The following is a 20,477-nucleotide window of genomic DNA, read 5'->3' on the forward strand; positions in this document are numbered from 1 at the left end:
TTACGTTCGCTTCACGAGACCAGCACGGGGGAGCGATGCAGTACACGATCACGCACAGGGCGGCGAGCGGACCGGAGGATCTGCTGATCACGGCCGACGTCTCGGTGACCGTCGCGGACCTGGCGGCCCGGTTGGCGGGTGGGCGGGCGCGTGGTGGGAGCGGGGCGGGTGGCCTGGCTCCAGGCGGCGTCACGCTTCGTGTCGAGCCGCCAGGGGCAGCGCAGGGGATCGTGCTCGATCCGGCGTCGGTGCTGCACGAGTCCAGTCTGCGATCGGGTCACAGAGTCGAAGTCGTGCCGCTGGGCGTTCGTCGCGCCGGTGACGAACGGGACGACGAGCCGGCAGCGCTGGTCCGGCTGGAGTCGGGGCCGGACGCGGGGCGCGAATTCCGGATCCCGTCCGGCGTGAACCTGATCGGTCGCGATCCCTCGGCGGCCGTGCACCTCGACGGCGACAAGGAGGTCTCCCGGCGCCACGCCACCGTGACGGTGGCCGAGACCGTAGAGGTCGCCGATCTCAATTCGGCGAACGGTGTCATCGTCGACGGACTGCTCGTGCGACGTGCGGAGCTCGACGCCGGAACCCGCGTCCGTCTCGGGGGAACAGAGCTGAGCGTGGTGCGGCTCGCCGGCGCCCGGCGGCCGTCGCAATCCGGAGACGCCTTCATCCGTCCACCGCGGGTGGAGCCTGCAGACGTCACGACGATCATCGAGCTTCCCGAGCCACCGGTCCCCGACGAGCCGCCCCGCCTGCCGGTGATCGCGCTCGCCGCGCCCGCATTGCTGGGTGTCACGCTGTTCACGGTGACCGGGCAGGCGCTGTCGCTGGTGTTCGCTGCGCTGTCGCCGGTCATGCTCGTCGGCTCCTGGATCGACGGCCGGCTGCGAGGGCGCACGCGGAGGTCGAAGCGGTCGCGGGCCTTCGACGCAGCGCTCCGCGGTGCGCGAAGCGAGTTGGAGGCGGCCCATGCGCGGGAGGTCCGGGCGAGACTCCTCGAGGCCCCCTCCATCGCGGCCGTCGACGAGGCGATGCGCCTGCGCTCCCCGCTGCTGTGGAGCCGGCGGCCCGGAACGGACGCCTTTCTGCGCCTCCGGTTGGGCGTCGGCGACCTCCCGAGCCGCGTGGAGGCCTCGCTGCCGGTTCGCGACGCGGGGGAACCCGCCGATGTGGAGGCGGTGAAAGCGCTCGCGCGGGAGTTCCGGGATGTGCGCGGTGCGCCGGTGGGAGCACGGCTCGACCGGGTCCGGGCGATCGGTGTGGCCGGCACGGGTCCGCTCGCCGAAGGCGTGGCACGAGCCCTCGTGGTCCAGGCTGCCGGGCTCCACTCACCGGCAGAACTCGCCATCGCCGCCATCGTCGGCGAGGGGGCGATGCCGGGGTGGACCTGGCTCAAGTGGCTTCCCCACGTGGGTTCGCGGCACAGCCCGCTGGGCCATGCGCCGGCGCTCGCCTGCGATCCGGAGAACACGGCGACGCTGCTCGCGGCTCTGGAGGCGATCGTCTCGGCCCGAATGCGCCGTGGGGTGCCGCATGCGGGAGAACCGGTACTCCCCGTGCCCGTTCTCGTGGTGGTCGACGCGGTCGCCCCCGCCCACCGGTCGCGTCTGGTGGCCCTGGCGGAGTCGGGCGCCGGAATCGCGCTGATCTGGACGGCAGAGGAGGTCGATTCGCTTCCAGCGGTGTGCGGGAGTTACGTCGACCTCGGCGAAGCGGGAAGGTCTCCGTGCGTCGGGTTCGTCCAAGAGTCGCGGACCGTTCACCTCAGCGCCGTGGAGACGATCGATGCGATCGCCGCGGAGACGGCGGCGCGGGCGCTCGCACCCGTCTCGGATTCGGAAGCCGCAGCCGGCGACGAGACGGACCTGCCGCGGAGCGTCGCGCTGTTCGAGCTCTTCGGCGACAGCGTGGCGTCGGATCCGGCTGCGATCGTGCGCCGCTGGACGCGGACGGGCTCCCTCACAGCGGCATGGGTCCCTGGTCGACCGCGCGACCCGGGAGGGCTCCGTGCCGTGGTGGGCCAGGGGCGGAGCGGTCCGTTCGCCCTCGACCTGCGCGCGGACGGCCCGCACGCCCTCGTCGGCGGCACGACCGGCTCCGGCAAGAGCGAGTTCCTCCAGAGCTGGATCATGGCACTGGCCGCGGAGTACGCGCCCGACCGGCTGACCTTCCTGCTGGTGGACTACAAGGGCGGAGCCGCCTTCGCCGAGTGTGCGGACCTGCCGCACACCGTCGGGCTGGTCACCGACTTGACCCGGCCGCTCGCACGCCGCGCGCTGGTCTCGCTGCGCGCGGAGGTGGCCCGTCGCGAACGCGTCCTGAGCAGCGCCGGAGCGAAGGATGTGACCGCGATGGAGGCCGCCGGCGACCCGGCGGCGCCGCCCGCCCTCGTGATCGTGGTCGACGAGTTCGCCGCGCTGACGGCGGATCTCCCCGAGTTCCTGGACGGCGTGCTCGACATCGCACAGCGCGGGCGGTCGCTCGGGCTTCACCTGGTGCTCGCGACTCAGCGGCCCTCGGGAGTCGTCAAGGACGATCTGAGGGCGAACACGAACCTGCGCATCGCGCTCCGGGTCGCCGACGAAGCCGACAGCGTGGACGTGCTCGGCGTGCCGGACGCCGCCCGGTTCGCCACCGGGACACCGGGCCGCGCGATGGCGGCACGTGGCCCTGGGCGACGGGACGTCTTCCAGACGGGTTACCTCGGCGGCCGCACATCATCCGCGGGGCGTCGCCCGGAGCTGACGGTGCAGCCGTTGCCGTTCGGAGCGCGCGAGCCGTGGCCCGAGCCGCCGGACGGGCACGAGAGCGCGGGCGGTCGTCGAGACGGTGGCGCGCAGAACGAGCGCGACCTCGCACGTCTCGTACGGACGATCGCAGCGGCTGCCGATCAAGCTGGTCTCGCGGTTCCGCGGCGGCCCTGGGTCGAGCCTCTTCCGGCATCGGTCGGGTTGGAGGAAGTGCTGACCCTCCCGGACGGCGTGATCGCGCTCGGGCTCCGCGACGAGCCGCGGCACCAGCGGCAGCGTCCCGTCACCGTCGACCTCGACGCCGTGGGACACCTCGCCGTGCTCGGCGGCGGGGGCTCGGGCCTGAGCACAGCTCTGCGCACCGTCGCCGCCTCCCTGACGGCCGCGTGCGTCTCGGCCGTTGCTGCGGGCCTTGATCCGCTGGCGCGCATCGAGCTGTACGCGATCGACTGCGCAGGAGGCGGACTCGCTCTCCTCGACGGCCTGCCGACCGTCGGATCGGTCGTGGCCGGTGGTGACCATGAGCGTATCGACCGGCTTCTCGGCGATCTGCTCGGGCTCATCGAGCGCCGGTCGAGTCTGTTGGCCGACGCCCGGGCGTCCACCGCTGCCGAGTACCGTGCCGCGACCGGGAGGCCGCTCGCCCGCGTCGTGCTCGTGCTCGACGGTCTCGAGGCTTTCCGAGCCGAGAACGAGTTCCGCGACGCGGGACGCCCGCTCGATCGGTTGGTCGCGATCGCGTCGACAGGGCGGCAGGTCGGCGTGCACCTCGTCGTCTCCTGCAGCCGGAGCGGGATGATACCCACGGCGCTCGCCGCCAAGCTGGGAGCCGCGATCACGCTCGGCCCGGCCGATCGCGCGTCCCCGTATGTCGACAGGTCCACGTCGCACGACGGAGGCGACGAGGATGTGGGAACCCCGCCAGGGCGCGGGGTATTCGACGGCGACGCGGTCCAGCTCGCGGTTCTCGGGGGCAGCAGGGAGGCGTCCGCGCAGGCCGAGGCGCTCGACGATCTCGCGCGGCGCGCTCGGCAGTCCGGGCTGCCGCGGACGCCGCCGGTCCGGCGATTGGAGCAGCGGATCCTGCGCAGCGACCTCCCTGCTTCGGCAGATGGACGCCCGGCGATCGGAGTCGGCTACGAGACGCTCGAACCGGTGGGGCTGCCACCGTGCGGGCTGTTCGTGGTCACCGGCCCGTTCGGCTCCGGGCGGACAACGGCGATCCGCACCATCGTCGAGGCCGTCGTCGGCACTCATCCTGAGACCGAGGCCCACCTGGTGTCGGTCCGTCGCGGCGGGCTCGCTGGCGCAGCAGCCTGGATCCGCGTCGCCGAGACGCCCGATGCCGCTTCGGCACTGGTCGCGACTCTGACGGCGCGAATCCAGAGCGCGCCGGAACACGAGCTCCACCGCCTCCTGATCGTGGTCGAAGGGGTCGGGGACTTCGAAGGAGAGCCGGTCGAAGCGCAGACCGCGCGGCTCATCAAGGTCGCGCGGCGCGCCGGTGTGGCCGTCATCGCCGAATGCGATCCGGTGACTGCACCCACCGCGTGGCAGCTCTTCGCGGAGCTCAAAGCGGCACGCGCTGGGCTGGTGTTGCGGCCGGACGAGGCCGACGGGATGGCACTGTTCCGCACACCGTTTCCGCGCGTGCCACGGGAGGAGTTCCCGGTCGGGCGGGGCTATCTGGTGGAGGGAGGGAGGCTGACGCGTCTGCAGATCGCAGTATCGAAACCATGAAATGCAAAGATTTTATTCATGCATGAAATGACATATGTTGAATCTCTAGCCGATGACGGCAGAGGACCAAGGGGGAAGCACAATGTCCAACATCAACGTCTCGTTCCAGGAGTTGAACGGCAACGCCGATCGGCTCAATGCCGGGCGGGAGGAGATCGGCGCGACACTCAGCCGGTTGCAGAGTCAGATCGCCGGGCTCGTCTCCGCCGGTTTCACGACCGACCGATCGTCCGGAGCTTTCGCCGACGCGTACGCGCGGTTCACGACCGGTGCGCAGAACGCTGTGGGCGGATTGGATGATCTCGCCCAGTTCCTGCGATCGACAGCCCACACGCTGAGCGAGGTCGATGCGCAGCTGGCCGCTCGGCTGGGCCGCTGACGGGGGCGTCGATGTACGGGGACACCAGCAGGATCCGTGCGCGTTCGGCCGCGCTCCGCACCGCGTCCGAGGCGCTCCGCGGGCGGGCCGGCGCGGCGGGCGCTCGAGCCGAGACGTGCGCCTGGTCATCAGCGGCAGGGGAACTGCTCCGTTCGAGAGTCCGGTCGATGGTCGGAGAGCTGGTTCACCACGCGCGAGCTCTCGATGCCGCGGCCGACGCGCTTGACGCGCACGTCCGCGCCGTCGACGACGCGGTTGCGCGGATCGCGGCGGCAGGGCAGACCGTGCTCGGGGGCGTGACCGACGGCGTCGCGGCGGTGTCGCGGTGAGCGGCGGTACGGCGGTGAGCGCCGGTGTGGCGAGCGCTGCCGGTGTGGCGGGCGCGGCCGCTGTGGCGGGCGCGGCCGGTGTGGCGGGCGTCGCGGCTGTGGCGGGCGCCGCCGGTTCAGCGGGTACCGCCGGTGCGGCGGTGAGTGACGGTGTGGCGGGCACCGCCTGTATGGCGGCGAGCGGTGGTGTCGCTGGCAGCATCGGCTTGGCGGTGGGCGCCGGTGTCGCGGGGAGCGGTGCCGCCGTTCGGTTCGCGCCCTCGGCAGGGGAGCTCAGGGCAATCGTCCGGAGCGTTCCCGGCCTGGCGCTACCGTCGTTCGCGGTCGACGCAGCGGGGTCGCGGGGCGCGGCACCGGACGTCTCGCCGGGGGCCGCCGATCCCCGACTGCTCCTGGCACTCGGCCTGCAGGGCGGCGCCGAGGGGATCGTCCAGATCGTCACCTGGTCGCCGGGCGAGGTCGTCCGTCGCAGCATCGCCGTCTGCGGCGTCGTTGCGGCATCGATCGGTCGGCGTGACACGTCGAGCACCACGACGACCACCACGACGACCACCACGACGACCGAGGCGGCCGCCTCGTTCGATGTCGCACTGATCCCCGCCGCACAGGTCGCGGCCGAACTGCGCGCCGCCGTGCCCGCCTGGGTCGACGGCCGGGGGCGCAGCGAACCGCGAGACATCGGTGTGGTCGCGTCCCGTGCCATAGTCGAGGCGGCTGGTTGCGGTGATCCGGTGCTCGTCGAGGAGGTGGCCGACGATCTGTGGGTCGATCCGCAGGCGGCAGCCCTGCTCCAGGCATTTCGCTCGAGGCAAACGCGGGGATTCCGGGTCCGCTGCTTCGACGGCCGCTCCGGCCGGTGCATCGCGGGCGACGACTGGTTCGGATCGGAACACGGCTGGCGTCGATTGCGACTCGGTCTCCCGCAATCGGGCCTCCACGCGCTCACGCAGCAACTGATGCTGGACGAGGCGACCATCACAGTGGCGGAGGCGGGCGACCAACAGGTCAGGGAATCGCTCACGTGGCTGACCGCGACACTGCTGCGGGTGATCGCCCGATGAGCCGGGCGATCACGACCGACGGCGGGGACGCCGAAGGCGTCACGGTGTCGGGAGCGCGGCTCCCACTGCACGACGCTGGCGCACAGTCGCTCACCGACAGGGCGGTCGCCGCCGCGGAGGTGGTCCACGGCGTTGACGGGGCGACCGAGCGGCTGACCCGGGATGCCGGCACGGCGCTCACGCGGGCCCGGTCGGATGCCGGCGACTCGATCGCTGCGGCGGGCGGACGGCTGCAACTCTCGTTCCAGGACGTCGAGACCATGACCAGCGAGATCGCCGCGCTGAGCCGCGAAGCGACTGAACTCGCGGCCAGCACGGCTCGGATCGCGATCGACGGCGACCTGCTCGCGTCGTGCTCCGTGTCGCCGTTCACCGGAATGGCAGCCGAGGCCGCCATCGGCGTGGCCGCGGCGGGGTTGGCGCAGACCGCCGTCCGGGCGAGCGCGCTCGCCGTGGCCACCGGCGCCGTGGCGTCGTCGTACGCCGCTGCTGACGCCTGGCTGGCCGCCGCGGCCGGTTCGCTTCGTGCGTCCGCGGAGGCGGCGGCAGCGCTCCTCCCCGCGGGAGCGACATTCGCAGGCGCGCTCGCCGAGCAGGCTGCGGCGGCGTCCGCGGTCCAACTCCGAGCCGATCTCGGCGTGTCCGGAGCCTCGGCCGCGGCCATCGCCGACCTGGGCGTCGCCGCCGCGGCTGCACCTCTTCTCGCCGGGGGAGCTGTCGCCGCTGTCGCCGGAGGATTCGGCACGGAGGCACTGCGTTCGCTCGGAGCCGCCTTCGCCGAGGCGAACAGCGCCTTCGGCGGCGCCGAGGAGGCCCTCAACCCGTTCGTCACGTCCGACCTGGTGCGCTACGGATCGATGCTGGCGGCCGGCTTCGACCGCACGTTCTCGCTCGACGACGCCCTGGCCGGCTCGGTGGGCGGCATCCAGGCGATCCTCGGCGCGACCGGACCGTTCTACGACGACATCCTCGCCGGGCTCGTCACCGCGGGCGTCGCGGTGGGCTTCTTCCGTGACGGCGACGTGACGGTCCGCCCGGCGGAGGGAGTGGACACCAGGAACCTCGAGCGAAGCGTAGCGCGCAGCGCCGAGGCGTTGGGGATCGATTCAGATGCGTTTCGGCTGGTCGACGGTCGCATCATCCCCGATGGGTGGGCGTCCGCGATGGCCGGACTCGGACAGCTCGATGATCTCGGCGGAACCGAGCGCGCCGTCATCCGCGTCTTCACGGTCTTCGATCAGGAAGGCCACGTGGTGAGCTACCGAGTGCAGATCCCCTCGACAGCGAGTTGGGATCCTACCGCTCTCGCCAATGGTTCCCCTGGCGACGTGACCTCTGACGTCTATTCGATGTGGCAAGGTTCGGACGCGTCCCTCGCGCAGTCCGTGTATGAGGCGATGCGACAGGCAGGAATCTCAACCGGCCCCGACTCGCCTCCGGTCGAGCTTGACGGATTCAGCCTCGGTGGGATCACGGCGGCCGTCGTGGCCGCCGATCCGCGGGGATTCAACATCACCGAGATCCACACGGCAGGTGCCCCTATCGGTGCGATGGCCGTTGGTGAAGGCGTCCGTGTCTTCTCGCTGGAAGCGGACGAAGACGTCGTCGCGGCTTTGGACGGGCGAGACAATCCGCGTCGCGAGGGCTGGCTCACGGTCAGCGGGCGGGGGGTCCGCCTGGCGAATGAAACGGCTGGCGGGGGAATGTGGCCGGGATCCGTCCACGACGTCCGGCGCTACGCCGCCATGGGAGCGGACTCGGCTCTGCGCGAGGTCGGTGCGTTGCCGATTCCCCGGGGCGGGTCGGTTGAAGTCGACGACTTCTACTCCGAGCGCGTGAGGTGAAGTCGTGCGAGTCGTAATGTCCTGCTGTGTCGTCCTGCTGCTCTTCGGCGCGCTGTCGGGGTGCGCGGCCGAAAAGCTTCACGGGCGTTCTACCGCCCGAGCGGAATCCGCCATCGAAGCGGTCCCCGGCATCGGCCGTGCCGAAGCATCCTTCGAGCGGCTGCGCAGCACCTTCACAGCCGTCGATTCGGCCACTGTTGTCGTACATCTGGATACCGGCGCGATGGTCACCGACCCCGGGAAGCTGGCGGAATACCTGCTCAAGTCCCTCTGGTCGATCGGCGAGACGGCCCCGACCGAACTCGCAGTCTTCGTCGAGGCGGCTGACGGAACACCTGTCGACATCTCATCTGGCGCCGTCGAGAACAGCTGGTCACCCGTCCTGGGGCGTTCGGACAGACCGTTCTTCCTTGTCAACAACTTGTCGAGGGAACCCGTGAAATCCAAACTCGGCCCGTGGCCGGGTCCCGTTCCGCCACCACCGGTCGACGCGATCCGCCCGCGGGAGGACGGCGGGTCGGCTCAGCGCTCGCGCTCTGCGAACGCGTGGATCGCGGCCAGCATCCCGTCCGTATCGAAGGAGCCGTCGGGGTTGCGGGTGAAGTGATGGGCGTGCATTCCGGCCTCGCGGGCGCCGTCGACGTTGGCGAGCGAGTCGTCGAAGAGGATGGCGTCACCGGGCTGCACGCCGAAGCGCCCGAGCGCGCGGGTGTAGATGCGGCGCTCCGGCTTGCGTGCGCCCAGCACGGCGGAGACGAGGTCGTTGTCGCGCAGCACGTCGACGATCTCGGGGGTGAGCACGGGCAGCGAGTCCTTGAACGGGATCGGGTTGTTCGACAGCAGGGACACCGTCCCGAGCGTCGCCGCCGTGTGGAGTGCCGCTATCGACCCCTGGATCGGCGTCATCGCGGCCTTGCGGGCGTCCTGCCACTGGGCCAGGGTCAGGCGGGCACCCGTCACCTCGGCGAACGCGGCCAGGTACTCCTCGCTCGTCGCGTACTCGCCGATCTCGGCGGCGCGCTCGTGGCCGCCGGCCCACCAGGTCGACGCCAACCGGTACTGGCTGACACCGCCGAGTTCGGCCAGCCGGGGGAGGCGCATGTGGAAGTCGTAGTCGTAAAGGGTCTTGTCGCAGTCGAAGAAGTAGACGTCCATCGTGACCAGTATCGTCCAGTGGCGTACCCGCGCGGTCGCAGAGAACCTTGCAGTCGCTCAACTATCATGGGTGCCGTCATGGCTCCTATCTACGACTGCTCCGTCGACTCCGAACTGCTCACCGGCATGCGCCTCGCCCGCGGGGCGATCGGCCGCGGCGAGCTGGTCGTCATCCCCACCGACACCGTCTACGGTGTGGCCGCCGACGCCTTCAGCCCTGCAGCGGTGCAGCGGCTCCTCGACGCGAAGGGACGCGGGCGGCAGTCCCCGCCTCCGGTACTGGTCCCCGGCATCCCCACGCTGGCGGCGCTCGCCGAGAGCGTGCCGGCCGAAGTGGAGGCCCTCGTCGCCGCCTTCTGGCCGGGCGGCCTGACCATCGTCCTGCCCGCTGCGCCGTCCCTGGTCTGGGATCTCGGCGAGACCCGCGGAACGGTCGCACTGCGCATGCCGCAGGACCGCATCGCCCTCGAGATCCTGTCGGAGACAGGGCCACTGGCCGTGTCGTCGGCCAACCTGACCGGGCGCCCCGCCGCTCGAACCGCCGCAGAGGCGGAGGCCATGCTCGGGGACTCGATCGCCGTCTACCTCGACGGGGGAGAGGCCGGCACGGCGTACGAGCGCGTCGAAGGCAAGGACTCGTCGTCGACGATCGTCGACGCCACCGCGCTGGCCTCCGGTGCGGGCAAACTGCGCATCCTCCGTCATGGCGTCATCACCGCCGAGCAGTTGCGCGAGGTCGTCGGCGACGCGTTGGACGACGAACAGAGCCTCGCGGTAAGCGACGACGCCACCGGAATCGACGGCGCTGGAATCGCCGCCGCCGGCACGAGCGAGGCCGAAGCCGAGGCCTCGAACGATCCCGCGCTGCGCGACGGCGTCGACACCCCTGCGGACACCTGAGCCGTGACCCTCTTCCTCGCACTCGCTCTCATCTCGGCCGTGATCACGTTCGGGATGTCGCTGGTGGTCTACCGGCTGGCGATGCGCTTCCGGCTGTACCCGAAGATCCGCGAACGCGACGTGCACACCCGGCCGACGCCGCGACTCGGCGGCGTCGCGATGTTCCTCGGCATCCTCGTCGCGTTCGGGGTGTCCTGGCTGCTGTCGAGCCAGTTCGGAGTGCTGTCCCTGATCTTCTCGGACGCCGGACCGATCGTCGCGATCCTCGGCGCCTCGCTCCTCATCGTCGTGCTCGGGGTCGCCGACGACCTCTGGGATCTCGACTGGATGACGAAGCTCGCCGGCCAGTTCGTCGCAGCAGGTCTGGTGGCGTGGCTCGGTGTGCAGATCTACTCGCTCCCGATCGGCGGTCTCACCGTCGGCTCCCCGGTCATGAGCATCGTCATCACGCTGTTCGCCATCGTCCTGGTCATGAACGCGATCAACTTCATCGACGGCCTCGACGGCCTCGTCGCCGGCGTCGCGCTCATCGCCAACGGCACGTTCCTCGTGTACACCTACCTGCTGCAGCGCGAGATCAGCCCCCAGAACTACTTCAGCCTCGCCGGCGTCATCGCGGCGATCCTGGTCGGCGCGTGCGCCGGCTTCCTGCCGCTCAACTGGCACCCGGCGAAGATGTTCATGGGTGACGCCGGCGCCCTCCTGATCGGGCTGTTGATGGCCACCTCCGCGATCTCCGTCACCGGGACGATCAACCCCGAGGCGCTGCAGACCCTCGGTAGGTCGTCACTGGTTCCCGCGTTCATCCCGGTCACCATCCCGTTCGCCATCCTCGTCATCCCGCTCCTCGACTTCGGTCTCGCCGTGGTGCGCCGCCTGCGTGCGGGCAAGTCGCCGTTCAGCGCCGACCGCAAGCACCTGCACCACCGGCTGCTCGACATGGGTCACACGCACCTCCACGCCGTGCTGATCTTCTACGCGTGGACCGCCGTGCTCTCCATCGGCTGCCTCCTGTTCTTCTTCGACCCCTACTGGATGGCCATCGTCTTCGTCGCGATCGGCCTCGTGATCTGCAGCGCCATCACGCTGGCACCGCTCAGTAGGCGGAAGGCGAACGAAGCGGCGGCCGAACTCGCACCCGCCGGGAGCAAGGAGGCCGAGGAGACGGCCCGCTACGACCAGCTCGACATCGCCAGCGAGAGCGTGCGCGTCCCGGCGGCTCCATCGACCCCCACCGACCCCACCAGCACCAAGGAGACCCGATGACCGACCCTCAGGACGGCCCGGCCGCCCCGCGGCCGGACCAGCCCGCGCAACGTCCCGCCCCGCAGCAGCCCACCTCGACACCGGTCCTGAAGGACGCGCTCAAGTACGGGCTGATCCTCGCCGGCGCCATCGCCGTCGTCGGGATGGTGCTCGGTGGCATCTTCGCCGGCTGGGTGGGAGTGACCAGCGCCCTCATCGGCACGCTCATCGCCGCAGTCTTCCTCGGGATCACCGCCCTGAGCATCCTGATCGCGAACCGCTTCATCGGCTCCGACCTCTACGTCGGCATCTTCTTCGGCATCGTGCTCGGCGGCTGGATCCTCAAGTTCGTGCTCTTCATCGTGCTGGCGATCGTGCTGCGCGACCAGCCGTGGATCAATCCCGTCGTGTTGTTCCTGAGCGTCATCGCGGGCGTGATCGGGTCGCTCGTCGTCGACATGATCGTGGTCTTCCGGTCGCGCATTCCCTATGTCAGCGACGTCACGCTGCCGGGGGAGAAGCACTGAGCCGTATCCGATTCGTTACCGGTTGAAAACTCTTGTAGAGTTGTCAGTGATCCCCCACCCGTACGCGCCCGAAGCACCACCGGCGCGCGAGCGCGGGTGTCCACCGTTCGTCGTCGCGAGAGCATTTGCTCGACGCCCCGAAACAGGAGATAGCGCTGTTAGCTAACGCTGTGAACCTGCTGGTCCAGGCCGCAAGCTCCGATGATGGAAGCTTCCACGGCCCGTCGATCAATGAGTTCTTCCCACCGGCCATTTTTTCCATCGGTGGCTTCGAGGTCAACCGGATCATGCTGGTCCGGTTCATCGCCGTCGTCGCACTCCTCCTGGTCTTCTGGCTCGGCACACGCCGCATGCGCGTCGTCCCCGGTCGATTCCAGTCGCTCGTCGAGATGGGCCTTGACCTCGTCCGCGTGAACATCGCAGAAGACCTGCTCGGCCGCAAGGACGGCCGTCGGTTCCTCCCGATCCTCACCACCATCTTCTTCATGGTGCTGTTCATGAACCTGACGGGAGTCATCCCGTTCCTGAACATCGCGGGAACCTCCGTCATCGGCGTACCGCTCGTCCTGGCCGCCGTCTCGTACATCACCTTCATCTACGCCGGCGTCAAGAAGAGCCCCGGCGGGTTCTTCAAGAACGCGTTGTTCCCCGCCGGCGTGCCGAAGGCCATCTACATCATCGTGACGCCGATCGAGTTCATCTCGACCTTCATCCTGCGACCGATCACGCTGACGCTCCGACTCATGATGAACATGATCGTCGGCCACATGCTGCTGGTGCTCTTCTTCAGCGCCTCGGTGTTCTTCACCTTCGCACTCGGCCAGGGCTGGATCGTGCTCGGCATCGGCGCCCTCGGCTTCGGCTTCGTCTTCACCCTGTTCGAGATCCTGGTTGCTGTCCTCCAGGCCTACGTCTTCGCACTGCTCACGGCTGTCTACATTCAGCTCGCAGTCGCCGAGGAGCACTAATTACGGTTCGCGCAACCGCGCGAACCGCCATCACGGAAGGAAACACATAACGTGGACATCGCTGCAATCAACGGCAACATCGCCACCGTCGGTTACGGCCTCGCCGCCATCGGCCCGGCCATCGGCGTCGGCATCGTCGTCGGCAAGACCATCGAGGGCGTCGCCCGTCAGCCTGAGCTGGCCGGCCGTCTTCAGGTCCTGATGTGGATCGGTATCGCGTTCACCGAGGCGCTCGCCTTCATCGGTATCGCGACCTACTTCATCTTCCAGTAATCCTCCTCATCTCTCTCAATAAGGAGGAACGATGATCAACGGTGTGATCCGCGCCGCTACGGAGGGCGAGAAGATCAACCCGCTCGTCCCGCAGTGGTACGACATCGTCGGGTCGCTGATCTGCTTCGTCGTCATCCTGATCTTCTTCTGGATCTACGCGCTGCCGCGCATGCAGAAGCTCCTGGATCAGCGTGCCGAGGCGATCGAAGGCAACATCGCGAAGGCCGACGAGGCTCAGCACAAGGCCGAGGCACTGCTGGAGGAGTACACCGCCCAGCTCGCCGACGCGCGTGCCGAGGCGGCCAAGATCCGCGAGACCGCGCGTACCGACGGTCAGCAGATCGTCGCGGAGGCCAAGGACAACGCGACGGTCGAGGCCGCACGCGTGACCGCTGCCGCCCAGGCGCAGATCGAGGCGGAGCGCCAGAGCGCACTCGTCTCGCTCCGCGGCGAGGTGGGCTCGCTCGCGATCGACCTCGCCTCCGGCGTGGTCGGCGAGGTGCTCACGGACGACAAGAAGGCTCAGGCGATCGTCGACCGGTTCCTGGCCGACCTCGAGTCCAGCGAGAAGGCCGAGAAGGCAGGGTCGAGCAACTGATGGGAAGCGCCTCCAGAGAAGCACTGGCCCGATCCGTCTCGGCGCTCGCCGGGCTCGGGTCCAAGGCCGATCTGGCGACGGCTGAAGACCTGTTCGCCGCAGGACGAGTCGTCGCCGACTCCGCCCAGCTCCGTTCGGTCCTCAGCGACCCCTCGGCTCCGGTGGAGGGCAAGACCGCGCTCGTGCGGCGCGTCTTCGCCTCGCTCTCCGCGCCCGCGGTCGAGCTGCTGAGCGTCGTGTCGAGCGAGCGCTGGTCGCGGCAGGACGACGTCCTGGCGGCCATCGAGGAACTCGGTATCCGGTCGATCGCCGCGTCGTCGCCGCGCAATGTGGACATCCCGGGCGAGCTCTTCGCGTTCGGAGGCGCCGTGACCTCCGACGCCGAGCTCGAGCTCGCGCTCCGCAGCAAGCTCGCGGCCCCCGAGGCGAAGGCCGCGCTGGCCGAGCGGCTGCTCGCGGGCAAGGCCTCTGAGCAGACCGTCGCGATCGTGCGCCAGCTGGTCCTCCAGCCGCGCGGCCGCAGCGTTCGCGAATCGCTGCGCGACGCCGCGCGCGTCGTGGCCGCCCAGTACGGCCAGACGATCGCCACGGTCGTCACGGCCACTCAGCTCCCGGCCGAGCAGGCCGAGCGACTGCGCACGAGCCTCGCCGCCACGTACGGCGACCTCAAGCTCAACGAGGTCGTCGACCCGTCGATCCTCGGCGGCCTGCGCGTGCAGATCGGCGATGACGTGATCGACGGAAGCGTCGCGTCGCGCCTCACCGAACTTCGACTTCAGCTGGCGGGCTGACCGCCCTCTATACAGAGAAACCAGGGAATTACGATGGCAGACATTCAGATCAGCCCCGATGAGATCCGGGACGCGCTCAAGGACTTCGTCTCGAAGTACGAGCCGGCCAAGGCAGAGACCACCGAGGTCGGACACGTCCTAGACGCCTCCGACGGGATCGCGCACGTCGAGGGCCTCCCCGGCGTGATGGCCAACGAGCTCATCCGCTTCGCGGACGGCACCCTGGGCCTGGCGCAGAACCTCGACGAGAACGAGGTCGGCGTCGTGGTCCTCGGCGAGTTCGACGAGATCGTCGAGGGCATGGAGGTGACCCGCACCGGCGAGGTCCTCTCGGTCCCGGTCGGCGACGGCTACCTCGGCCGCGTGGTCGACCCGCTCGGCAACCCGATCGACGGGCTCGGCGAGATCGCCACGGAGGGCCGCCGCGAGCTCGAGCTCCAGGCTCCCGGCGTCATGCAGCGCAAGTCGGTGCACGAGCCGCTGCAGACGGGTATCAAGGCCATCGACGCCATGATCCCCGTCGGCCGCGGCCAGCGTCAGCTGATCATCGGCGACCGCCAGACCGGCAAGACGGCCATCGCGATCGACACGATCATCAACCAGAAGGCCAACTGGGAGTCGGGCGACGTCAACAAGCAGGTCCGCTGCATCTACGTCGCCATCGGCCAGAAGGGCTCGACCATCGCCTCGGTGAAGGGCGCGCTCGAGGACGCCGGCGCGATGGAGTACACCACCATCGTCGCGGCCCCGGCCTCCGACCCCGCCGGCTTCAAGTACCTGGCTCCCTACACGGGCTCGGCCATCGGCCAGCACTGGATGTACAGCGGCAAGCACGTCCTGATCATCTTCGACGACCTGTCGAAGCAGGCCGAGGCCTACCGCGCCGTGTCGCTCCTCCTCCGCCGCCCGCCGGGACGTGAGGCCTACCCGGGTGACGTCTTCTACCTGCACTCCCGCCTGCTGGAGCGTTGCGCCAAGCTCTCCGACGAGCTGGGCGCCGGGTCGATGACCGGTCTGCCGATCATCGAGACCAAGGCGAACGACGTCTCTGCGTACATCCCGACCAACGTGATCTCGATCACCGACGGCCAGATCTTCCTGCAGTCCGACCTCTTCAACGCCAACCAGCGTCCCGCGGTCGACGTCGGCATCTCGGTCTCCCGCGTCGGTGGCGACGCGCAGGTCAAGTCGATCAAGAGCGTGTCCGGCACGCTCAAGCTCGAGCTCGCCCAGTACCGCTCACTCGAGGCGTTCGCGATGTTCGCCTCCGACCTCGACGCGGCGAGCCGCCGCCAGCTCGCTCGCGGCGCCCGCCTGACCGAGCTGCTCAAGCAGCCGCAGTACTCGCCGTACCCCGTCGAGGAGCAGGTCGTCTCGATTTGGGCCGGCACCAACGGCAAGCTCGACGAGGTCGCGGTGGAGGACGTCCTCCGCTTCGAGTCCGAGCTGCTCGACCACCTGCGCCGCAACACCGACATCCTCACCACCCTGCGCGAGACCAACGTTCTCGACAAGGACACGGTGGCGAAGCTCGGCGAGGCGGTCGACAAGTTCAAGCTCGAGTTCCAGACCGGCGAGGGCAAGCCGCTCGCCTCGGTCGGACGCGAGGAGTTCGAGGCGAGCGCCGAAGAGGACGTCAACCAGGAGCGCATCGTCAAGGCGAAGCGCTGAGCACGGATAGGTACTGAGGAAGACACATGGGAGCACAGCTTCGGGTCTACCGGCAGAAGATCAGGTCTGCCCAGACGACCAAGAAGATCACCCGTGCCATGGAGCTGATCTCCGCCTCACGCATCCAGAAGGCGCAGGCTCGGGTGGCCGCCTCCTCGCCGTACGCTCGCGCGATCACACGCGCGGTGTCGGCGGTGGCGACCTACTCGAACGTCGAGCACGTCCTCACCACGGAGCCCGAGAAGATCGAGCGCGCTGCGATCGTCATCTTCTCGTCCGACCGCGGTCTCGCCGGTGCGTTCAACTCGAACGTGCTCAAGGAGTCTGAGAAGCTCGCCGAGCTGCTGCGCAGCCAGGGCAAGGAGGTCGTCTACTTCCTGATCGGGCGCAAGGCGCAGGGCTACTTCAGCTTCCGTCGCCGCGCGTTCGAGCGGGTGTGGACCGGCAACACGGACAACCCCGAGTTCGAGCAGGCCAAGGAGATCGCCGACGCGATCCTCGAGTCCTTCCTGCGCGACTCGTCCGACGGCGGAGTCGACGAGATCCACGTGATCTACAACCGCTTCGTGAGCATGCTGACCCAGGAGCCGCAGATCGTGCGCCTGCTTCCGCTGGAGGTCGTCGAGGGCGTCGAAGAGCCGGACCGCACGCAGGTGCTGCCGCTCTACGAGTTCGAGCCGGATGTCAACACCGTGCTCGACTCGCTCCTGCCGGTCTACATCGAGAGCCGCATCTTCAACGCGATGCTGCAGTCGGCCGCCTCCAAGCACGCGGCCACGCAGAAGGCGATGAAGGCCGCGAGCGACAACGCCGACAAGCTCATCACCGACTACACGCGACTGGCCAACAACGCCCGCCAGTCGGAGATCACCCAGCAGATCTCCGAGATCGTGGGCGGCGCGGACGCGCTGAGCTCGGCAAAATAATCGTCCAAACGAGAGAGAACGAATCATGACTACCGCTACCGCCGAAGCCCAGGCTTCGACCGCGCAGCCGGCCGGCGTGGGACGCATCGCCCGCGTCACCGGTCCGGTCGTCGACATCGAGTTCCCGCACGACTCGATCCCGGGCATCTACAACGCCCTGAAGACCACCATCACCATCGGCGAGCAGTCGACCGAGATCACGCTCGAGGTCGCTCAGCACCTCGGCGACGACCTCGTGCGCGCCATCGCCCTCAAGCCCACCGACGGCCTGGTCCGCGGTGGCGAGGTGCGCGACACCGGCGCCCCGATCTCGGTGCCCGTCGGCGACGTGACCAAGGGCAAGGTCTTCAACGTGACCGGCGAGATCCTCAACGCCGAGCCGGGCGAGAAGATCGAGATCACCGAGCGCTGGCCGATCCACCGTCAGCCGCCGGCGTTCGACCAGCTCGAGTCGAAGACCCAGCTGTTCGAGACGGGCATCAAGGTCATCGACCTGCTCACCCCGTACGTGCAGGGCGGCAAGATCGGCCTGTTCGGCGGCGCGGGCGTCGGCAAGACCGTCCTCATCCAGGAGATGATCCAGCGCGTCGCGCAGGACCACGGTGGTGTGTCGGTGTTCGCCGGTGTCGGCGAGCGCACCCGTGAGGGCAACGACCTCATCCACGAGATGGAGGAGGCGGGCGTCTTCGACAAGACCGCCCTCGTCTTCGGCCAGATGGACGAGCCGCCGGGGACGCGTCTGCGCGTCGCCCTCTCTGCTCTGACGATGGCGGAGTACTTCCGCGACGTGCAGAAGCAGGACGTGCTGCTCTTCATCGACAACATCTTCCGCTTCACGCAGGCCGGCTCCGAGGTCTCCACGCTGCTTGGCCGCATGCCGTCCGCGGTGGGGTACCAGCCCAACCTCGCCGACGAGATGGGCCTCCTCCAGGAGCGCATCACCTCGACCCGTGGCCACTCGATCACCTCGCTGCAGGCGATCTACGTGCCGGCCGACGACTACACCGACCCGGCGCCGGCGACCACGTTCGCGCACCTCGACGCCACGACCGAGCTGTCCCGTGAGATCGCGTCGAAGGGCCTCTACCCGGCCGTCGACCCGCTGACGTCGACCTCGCGCATCCTCGACCCCCGCTACCTGGGCGCCGACCACTACCGCGTGGCCACCACCGTCAAGCAGATCCTCCAGAAGAACAAGGAGCTGCAGGAGATCATCGCGATCCTCGGTGTCGACGAGCTGTCCGAAGAGGACAAGATCACCGTGTCGCGGGCGCGCCGCATCCAGCAGTTCCTCTCGCAGAACACCTACATGGCGAAGAAGTTCACCGGTGTCGAGGGCTCGACCGTTCCGCTGAAGGACACCATCGAGTCGTTCGACGCGATCGCCAAGGGCGAGTTCGACCACGTCGCCGAGCAGGCGTTCTTCAACGTCGGACCGATCTCCGACGTCGAGGAGAAGTGGGCTCAGATCCAGAAGGAGAACGGCTGAGCATGGCTGTTCTCAACGTGAGTGTCGTCGCCGCCGACCACGAAGTGTGGGCGGGCGAGGCGAGCATGGTCGTCGCGCGGACCGTGGAGGGGCAGATCGGTATTCTGCCCGGCCACGAGCCGCTGCTCGCCATCCTCGCCCAGGGCGAGGTGCGGGTGACCCTCAACGGAGGCGAGTCGATCACGGCCCAGGCCGACGACGGCTTCCTCTCGGTGGAGAACAACACGGTCACCATCGTGGCCCGTCAGGCCGAGCTCGTCTGAGATGACCGACAAGGCAGCCCCGCTCGATCGGCAGTTCGGTGACGTCCGCGTCCCGGTCCTCGTCGTGACGGCGGGGCTTCCGGGTTCGGGCAAGTCCACCATCGCGGAGATCGTCGCGGGCCGGCTCGGCGCCACGGCGATCTCGGTCGACCCGATCGAGGCGGCCATCCTCAAAGCGGGCATCGATGCCGACCAGCCGACCGGCCTCGCCGCCTACCTCGTCGCGGAGCGGATGGCCGAGCAGGTGCTGGTGAGCGGCCACTCGGTGATCGTCGACGCGGTGAACGCGGTCGAGCCCGCCCGCCTGCAGTGGCGCGACCTCGCGGAGCGTTGCGGGGTGAAACTGCGCGTGATCGAGACGGTCTGCGCAGACGAGGCGCTCCACAATGAACGGCTCGCGAACCGTACCGGCCTGACCGCCGGCTACGCGGTGGAGCAGAGCATCGAGGACTACGCGGAGTGGAAGGGCGCGGCCGCGACGCTTCCCCGTGTCACGCTCGACACCTCCCGCCCGCTCGGCGAGAACGTCGACGCTGCGCTCGCCTTCCTGGAGCACTGAGTGCTCCTTCTCCTGCCCCCGTCTGAGACCAAGCGTGACGGGGGAGCGGGCGTCCCGCTTGCCTTCGAGTCGCTGGGCTTCCCTTCGCTGACGCCCACGCGTTCCTCCGTCGTGGACGAGACGATCGCGATGACGGCGTCTCCGGAAGCCGCTGCTCGGGCGCTGAAGCTCGGACCGAAGCACGCGGCGATCGAGGTGGAGCGGAACCGTGTGCTGCGGTCGGCATCGACCATGCCGGCGCTCCTGCGCTACACGGGAGTGCTCTACGACGCCCTGGACGCGGAATCGTTCACGGCAGAGCAGTGGCGCTTCGCGGCGGAGAGCGTTGCGGTGCAGTCCGCACTGCTGGGGCTGGTTGGTGCCGCCGACCCCATCCCCGCCTACCGGCTGTCGTTCGACTCGCGACTGTCCCCGTCGCTCAAGAAGCGTTGGAGCGCCGTGTGCGCCGAGGAGCTCGCGTCGGTGCAGGGTGTCATCCTCGATCTGCGTTCGGAGGGCTATGCCTCCCTCGGCCCGCTTCCGGTCCGGGAGGGCGTGCACTATCTCCGGGTACTCGCGCGCGACGAGAGCGGCACAGTGCGGGCTCTGAACCACTTCAACAAACAGGCCAAGGGCCTGTTCACCCGCGCTGTGGTCGAGCGCGGGGAGCACTTCGAGTCGACGGACGCGCTGCTCGCCTGGGCAGCGGACGAGGGCTACGACCTCACCCGATCCAGCGACCGCGAAGGCGAGCTCGATCTGGTGGTGCCGGAGGTGACCGGGACGCCGGGCAAGCTCACCGCGGTGCTGCGCGCGACTCGCTGAGCCCGCCCGATCCGGCGGGAGCGCGCTGACTCTCAGCCGGCTGTGAATGCACCGTGCGCCGTGGACAGCGGTGGCGTTCGCTCTGTAAGTGAGATAAACTCAACTCGCAAGAGAGAGGGGACATCCCATCGAGGTCGCACGCCGCGGTGCGGCTAGACCTCCCCATGAGCCAGTCGGGTCGGCGAGTTGATCGCGGGCGGCGTCATTT

At 69.1% G+C, this 20,477-nt stretch carries 20 protein-coding genes; 19 read left to right on the plus strand and 1 reads right to left on the minus strand.

Annotated elements, in window-relative coordinates; translation table 11 throughout:
• The first annotated feature begins 35 nt into the window (after positions 1–35).
• The 6 genes from KNO15_RS17675 to KNO15_RS17700 all read left to right on the plus strand — a co-directional run bounded on the left by KNO15_RS17675 (position 36) and on the right by KNO15_RS17700 (position 8,707).
• Entirely contained in the window at positions 36–4,487 is a 4,452-nt protein-coding gene (locus tag KNO15_RS17675) for an FtsK/SpoIIIE domain-containing protein (RefSeq protein WP_241705118.1), read from the plus strand.
• Positions 4,488–4,569: 82 nt separating this feature from the next.
• Positions 4,570–4,866 (plus strand): WXG100 family type VII secretion target, encoded by a 297-nt coding sequence (locus KNO15_RS17680; RefSeq protein ID WP_208042520.1) that lies wholly within the window; start codon positions 4,570–4,572, stop codon positions 4,864–4,866.
• Between the two features lie 167 nt (positions 4,867–5,033).
• Positions 5,034–5,195 (plus strand): hypothetical protein, encoded by a 162-nt coding sequence (locus tag KNO15_RS17685; RefSeq protein ID WP_241705119.1) that lies wholly within the window; start codon positions 5,034–5,036, stop codon positions 5,193–5,195.
• Entirely contained in the window at positions 5,192–6,256 is a 1,065-nt protein-coding gene (locus KNO15_RS17690; protein WP_241705120.1) for a hypothetical protein, read from the plus strand. The genes KNO15_RS17685 and KNO15_RS17690 overlap by 4 nt, the downstream gene beginning before the upstream one ends.
• Positions 6,253–8,100 (plus strand): hypothetical protein, encoded by a 1,848-nt coding sequence (locus KNO15_RS17695; protein WP_241705121.1) that lies wholly within the window; start codon positions 6,253–6,255, stop codon positions 8,098–8,100. The genes KNO15_RS17690 and KNO15_RS17695 overlap by 4 nt, the downstream gene beginning before the upstream one ends.
• Positions 8,101–8,104: 4 nt before the next feature.
• Positions 8,105–8,707: a hypothetical protein gene (locus KNO15_RS17700; protein WP_241705122.1), complete on the plus strand. Its 603-nt coding sequence runs from the start codon at positions 8,105–8,107 to the stop codon at positions 8,705–8,707.
• Here KNO15_RS17700 and KNO15_RS17705 read toward each other — a convergent pair.
• Positions 8,623–9,255, minus strand: coding sequence for an HAD-IA family hydrolase (locus KNO15_RS17705; RefSeq protein ID WP_241705123.1), 633 nt, complete (start codon positions 9,253–9,255; stop codon positions 8,623–8,625). The genes KNO15_RS17700 and KNO15_RS17705 overlap by 85 nt on opposite strands.
• A gap of 78 nt (positions 9,256–9,333) precedes the next feature.
• On the opposite strand from KNO15_RS17705, the gene KNO15_RS17710 reads away from it, so the two are divergent.
• The 13 genes from KNO15_RS17710 to KNO15_RS17770 all read left to right on the plus strand — a co-directional run bounded on the left by KNO15_RS17710 (position 9,334) and on the right by KNO15_RS17770 (position 20,269).
• Positions 9,334–10,155, plus strand: a complete 822-nt coding sequence (locus KNO15_RS17710; protein WP_241705124.1) for an L-threonylcarbamoyladenylate synthase — start codon at positions 9,334–9,336, stop codon at positions 10,153–10,155.
• A gap of 3 nt (positions 10,156–10,158) precedes the next feature.
• Entirely contained in the window at positions 10,159–11,421 is a 1,263-nt protein-coding gene (locus KNO15_RS17715; RefSeq protein ID WP_241705125.1) for an MraY family glycosyltransferase, read from the plus strand.
• Entirely contained in the window at positions 11,418–11,927 is a 510-nt protein-coding gene (locus KNO15_RS17720; RefSeq protein ID WP_241705126.1) for a hypothetical protein, read from the plus strand. Before KNO15_RS17715 ends, KNO15_RS17720 begins: the two co-directional genes overlap by 4 nt.
• 170 nt (positions 11,928–12,097) lie before the next feature.
• Positions 12,098–12,895, plus strand: coding sequence for a F0F1 ATP synthase subunit A (gene atpB / locus KNO15_RS17725; RefSeq protein ID WP_241705127.1), 798 nt, complete (start codon positions 12,098–12,100; stop codon positions 12,893–12,895).
• 51 nt (positions 12,896–12,946) lie between these two features.
• Positions 12,947–13,168, plus strand: a complete 222-nt coding sequence (atpE, locus tag KNO15_RS17730) for an ATP synthase F0 subunit C (protein WP_055919180.1) — start codon at positions 12,947–12,949, stop codon at positions 13,166–13,168.
• A 31-nt stretch (positions 13,169–13,199) separates the two neighbouring features.
• A complete protein-coding gene (locus tag KNO15_RS17735) occupies positions 13,200–13,766 on the plus strand; it encodes a F0F1 ATP synthase subunit B (RefSeq protein WP_241705128.1) in 567 nt (188 codons plus the stop codon).
• The gene (locus KNO15_RS17740) at positions 13,766–14,557 is read left to right on the plus strand and encodes a F0F1 ATP synthase subunit delta (protein ID WP_241705129.1); all 792 of its coding nucleotides are present in this window, start codon (positions 13,766–13,768) and stop codon (positions 14,555–14,557) included. The genes KNO15_RS17735 and KNO15_RS17740 overlap by 1 nt, the downstream gene beginning before the upstream one ends.
• Positions 14,558–14,590: 33 nt before the next feature.
• On the plus strand, positions 14,591–16,228 hold the full coding sequence (gene atpA / locus KNO15_RS17745) for a F0F1 ATP synthase subunit alpha (protein ID WP_241705130.1): 1,638 nt from the start codon (positions 14,591–14,593) through the stop codon (positions 16,226–16,228).
• 26 nt (positions 16,229–16,254) lie between these two features.
• Positions 16,255–17,154 carry a F0F1 ATP synthase subunit gamma gene (locus tag KNO15_RS17750; protein WP_241705131.1) on the plus strand — a complete coding sequence of 300 codons (900 nt, stop codon included), beginning with the start codon at positions 16,255–16,257 and terminating at the stop codon, positions 17,152–17,154.
• A gap of 25 nt (positions 17,155–17,179) precedes the next feature.
• The gene (gene atpD / locus KNO15_RS17755) at positions 17,180–18,643 is read left to right on the plus strand and encodes a F0F1 ATP synthase subunit beta (RefSeq protein WP_241705132.1); all 1,464 of its coding nucleotides are present in this window, start codon (positions 17,180–17,182) and stop codon (positions 18,641–18,643) included.
• A gap of 2 nt (positions 18,644–18,645) precedes the next feature.
• On the plus strand, positions 18,646–18,906 hold the full coding sequence (locus KNO15_RS17760; protein ID WP_208042505.1) for a F0F1 ATP synthase subunit epsilon: 261 nt from the start codon (positions 18,646–18,648) through the stop codon (positions 18,904–18,906).
• Between the two features lies 1 nt (position 18,907).
• The gene (locus KNO15_RS17765) at positions 18,908–19,465 is read left to right on the plus strand and encodes an AAA family ATPase (protein ID WP_241705133.1); all 558 of its coding nucleotides are present in this window, start codon (positions 18,908–18,910) and stop codon (positions 19,463–19,465) included.
• Positions 19,466–20,269: a YaaA family protein gene (locus tag KNO15_RS17770; RefSeq protein WP_241705134.1), complete on the plus strand. Its 804-nt coding sequence runs from the start codon at positions 19,466–19,468 to the stop codon at positions 20,267–20,269.
• Positions 20,270–20,477 lie beyond the last annotated feature (208 nt).

This window comes from Leifsonia shinshuensis, assembly GCF_022606355.1.
Taxonomy (GTDB): Bacteria; Actinomycetota; Actinomycetes; order Actinomycetales; family Microbacteriaceae; genus Leifsonia; species Leifsonia shinshuensis_B.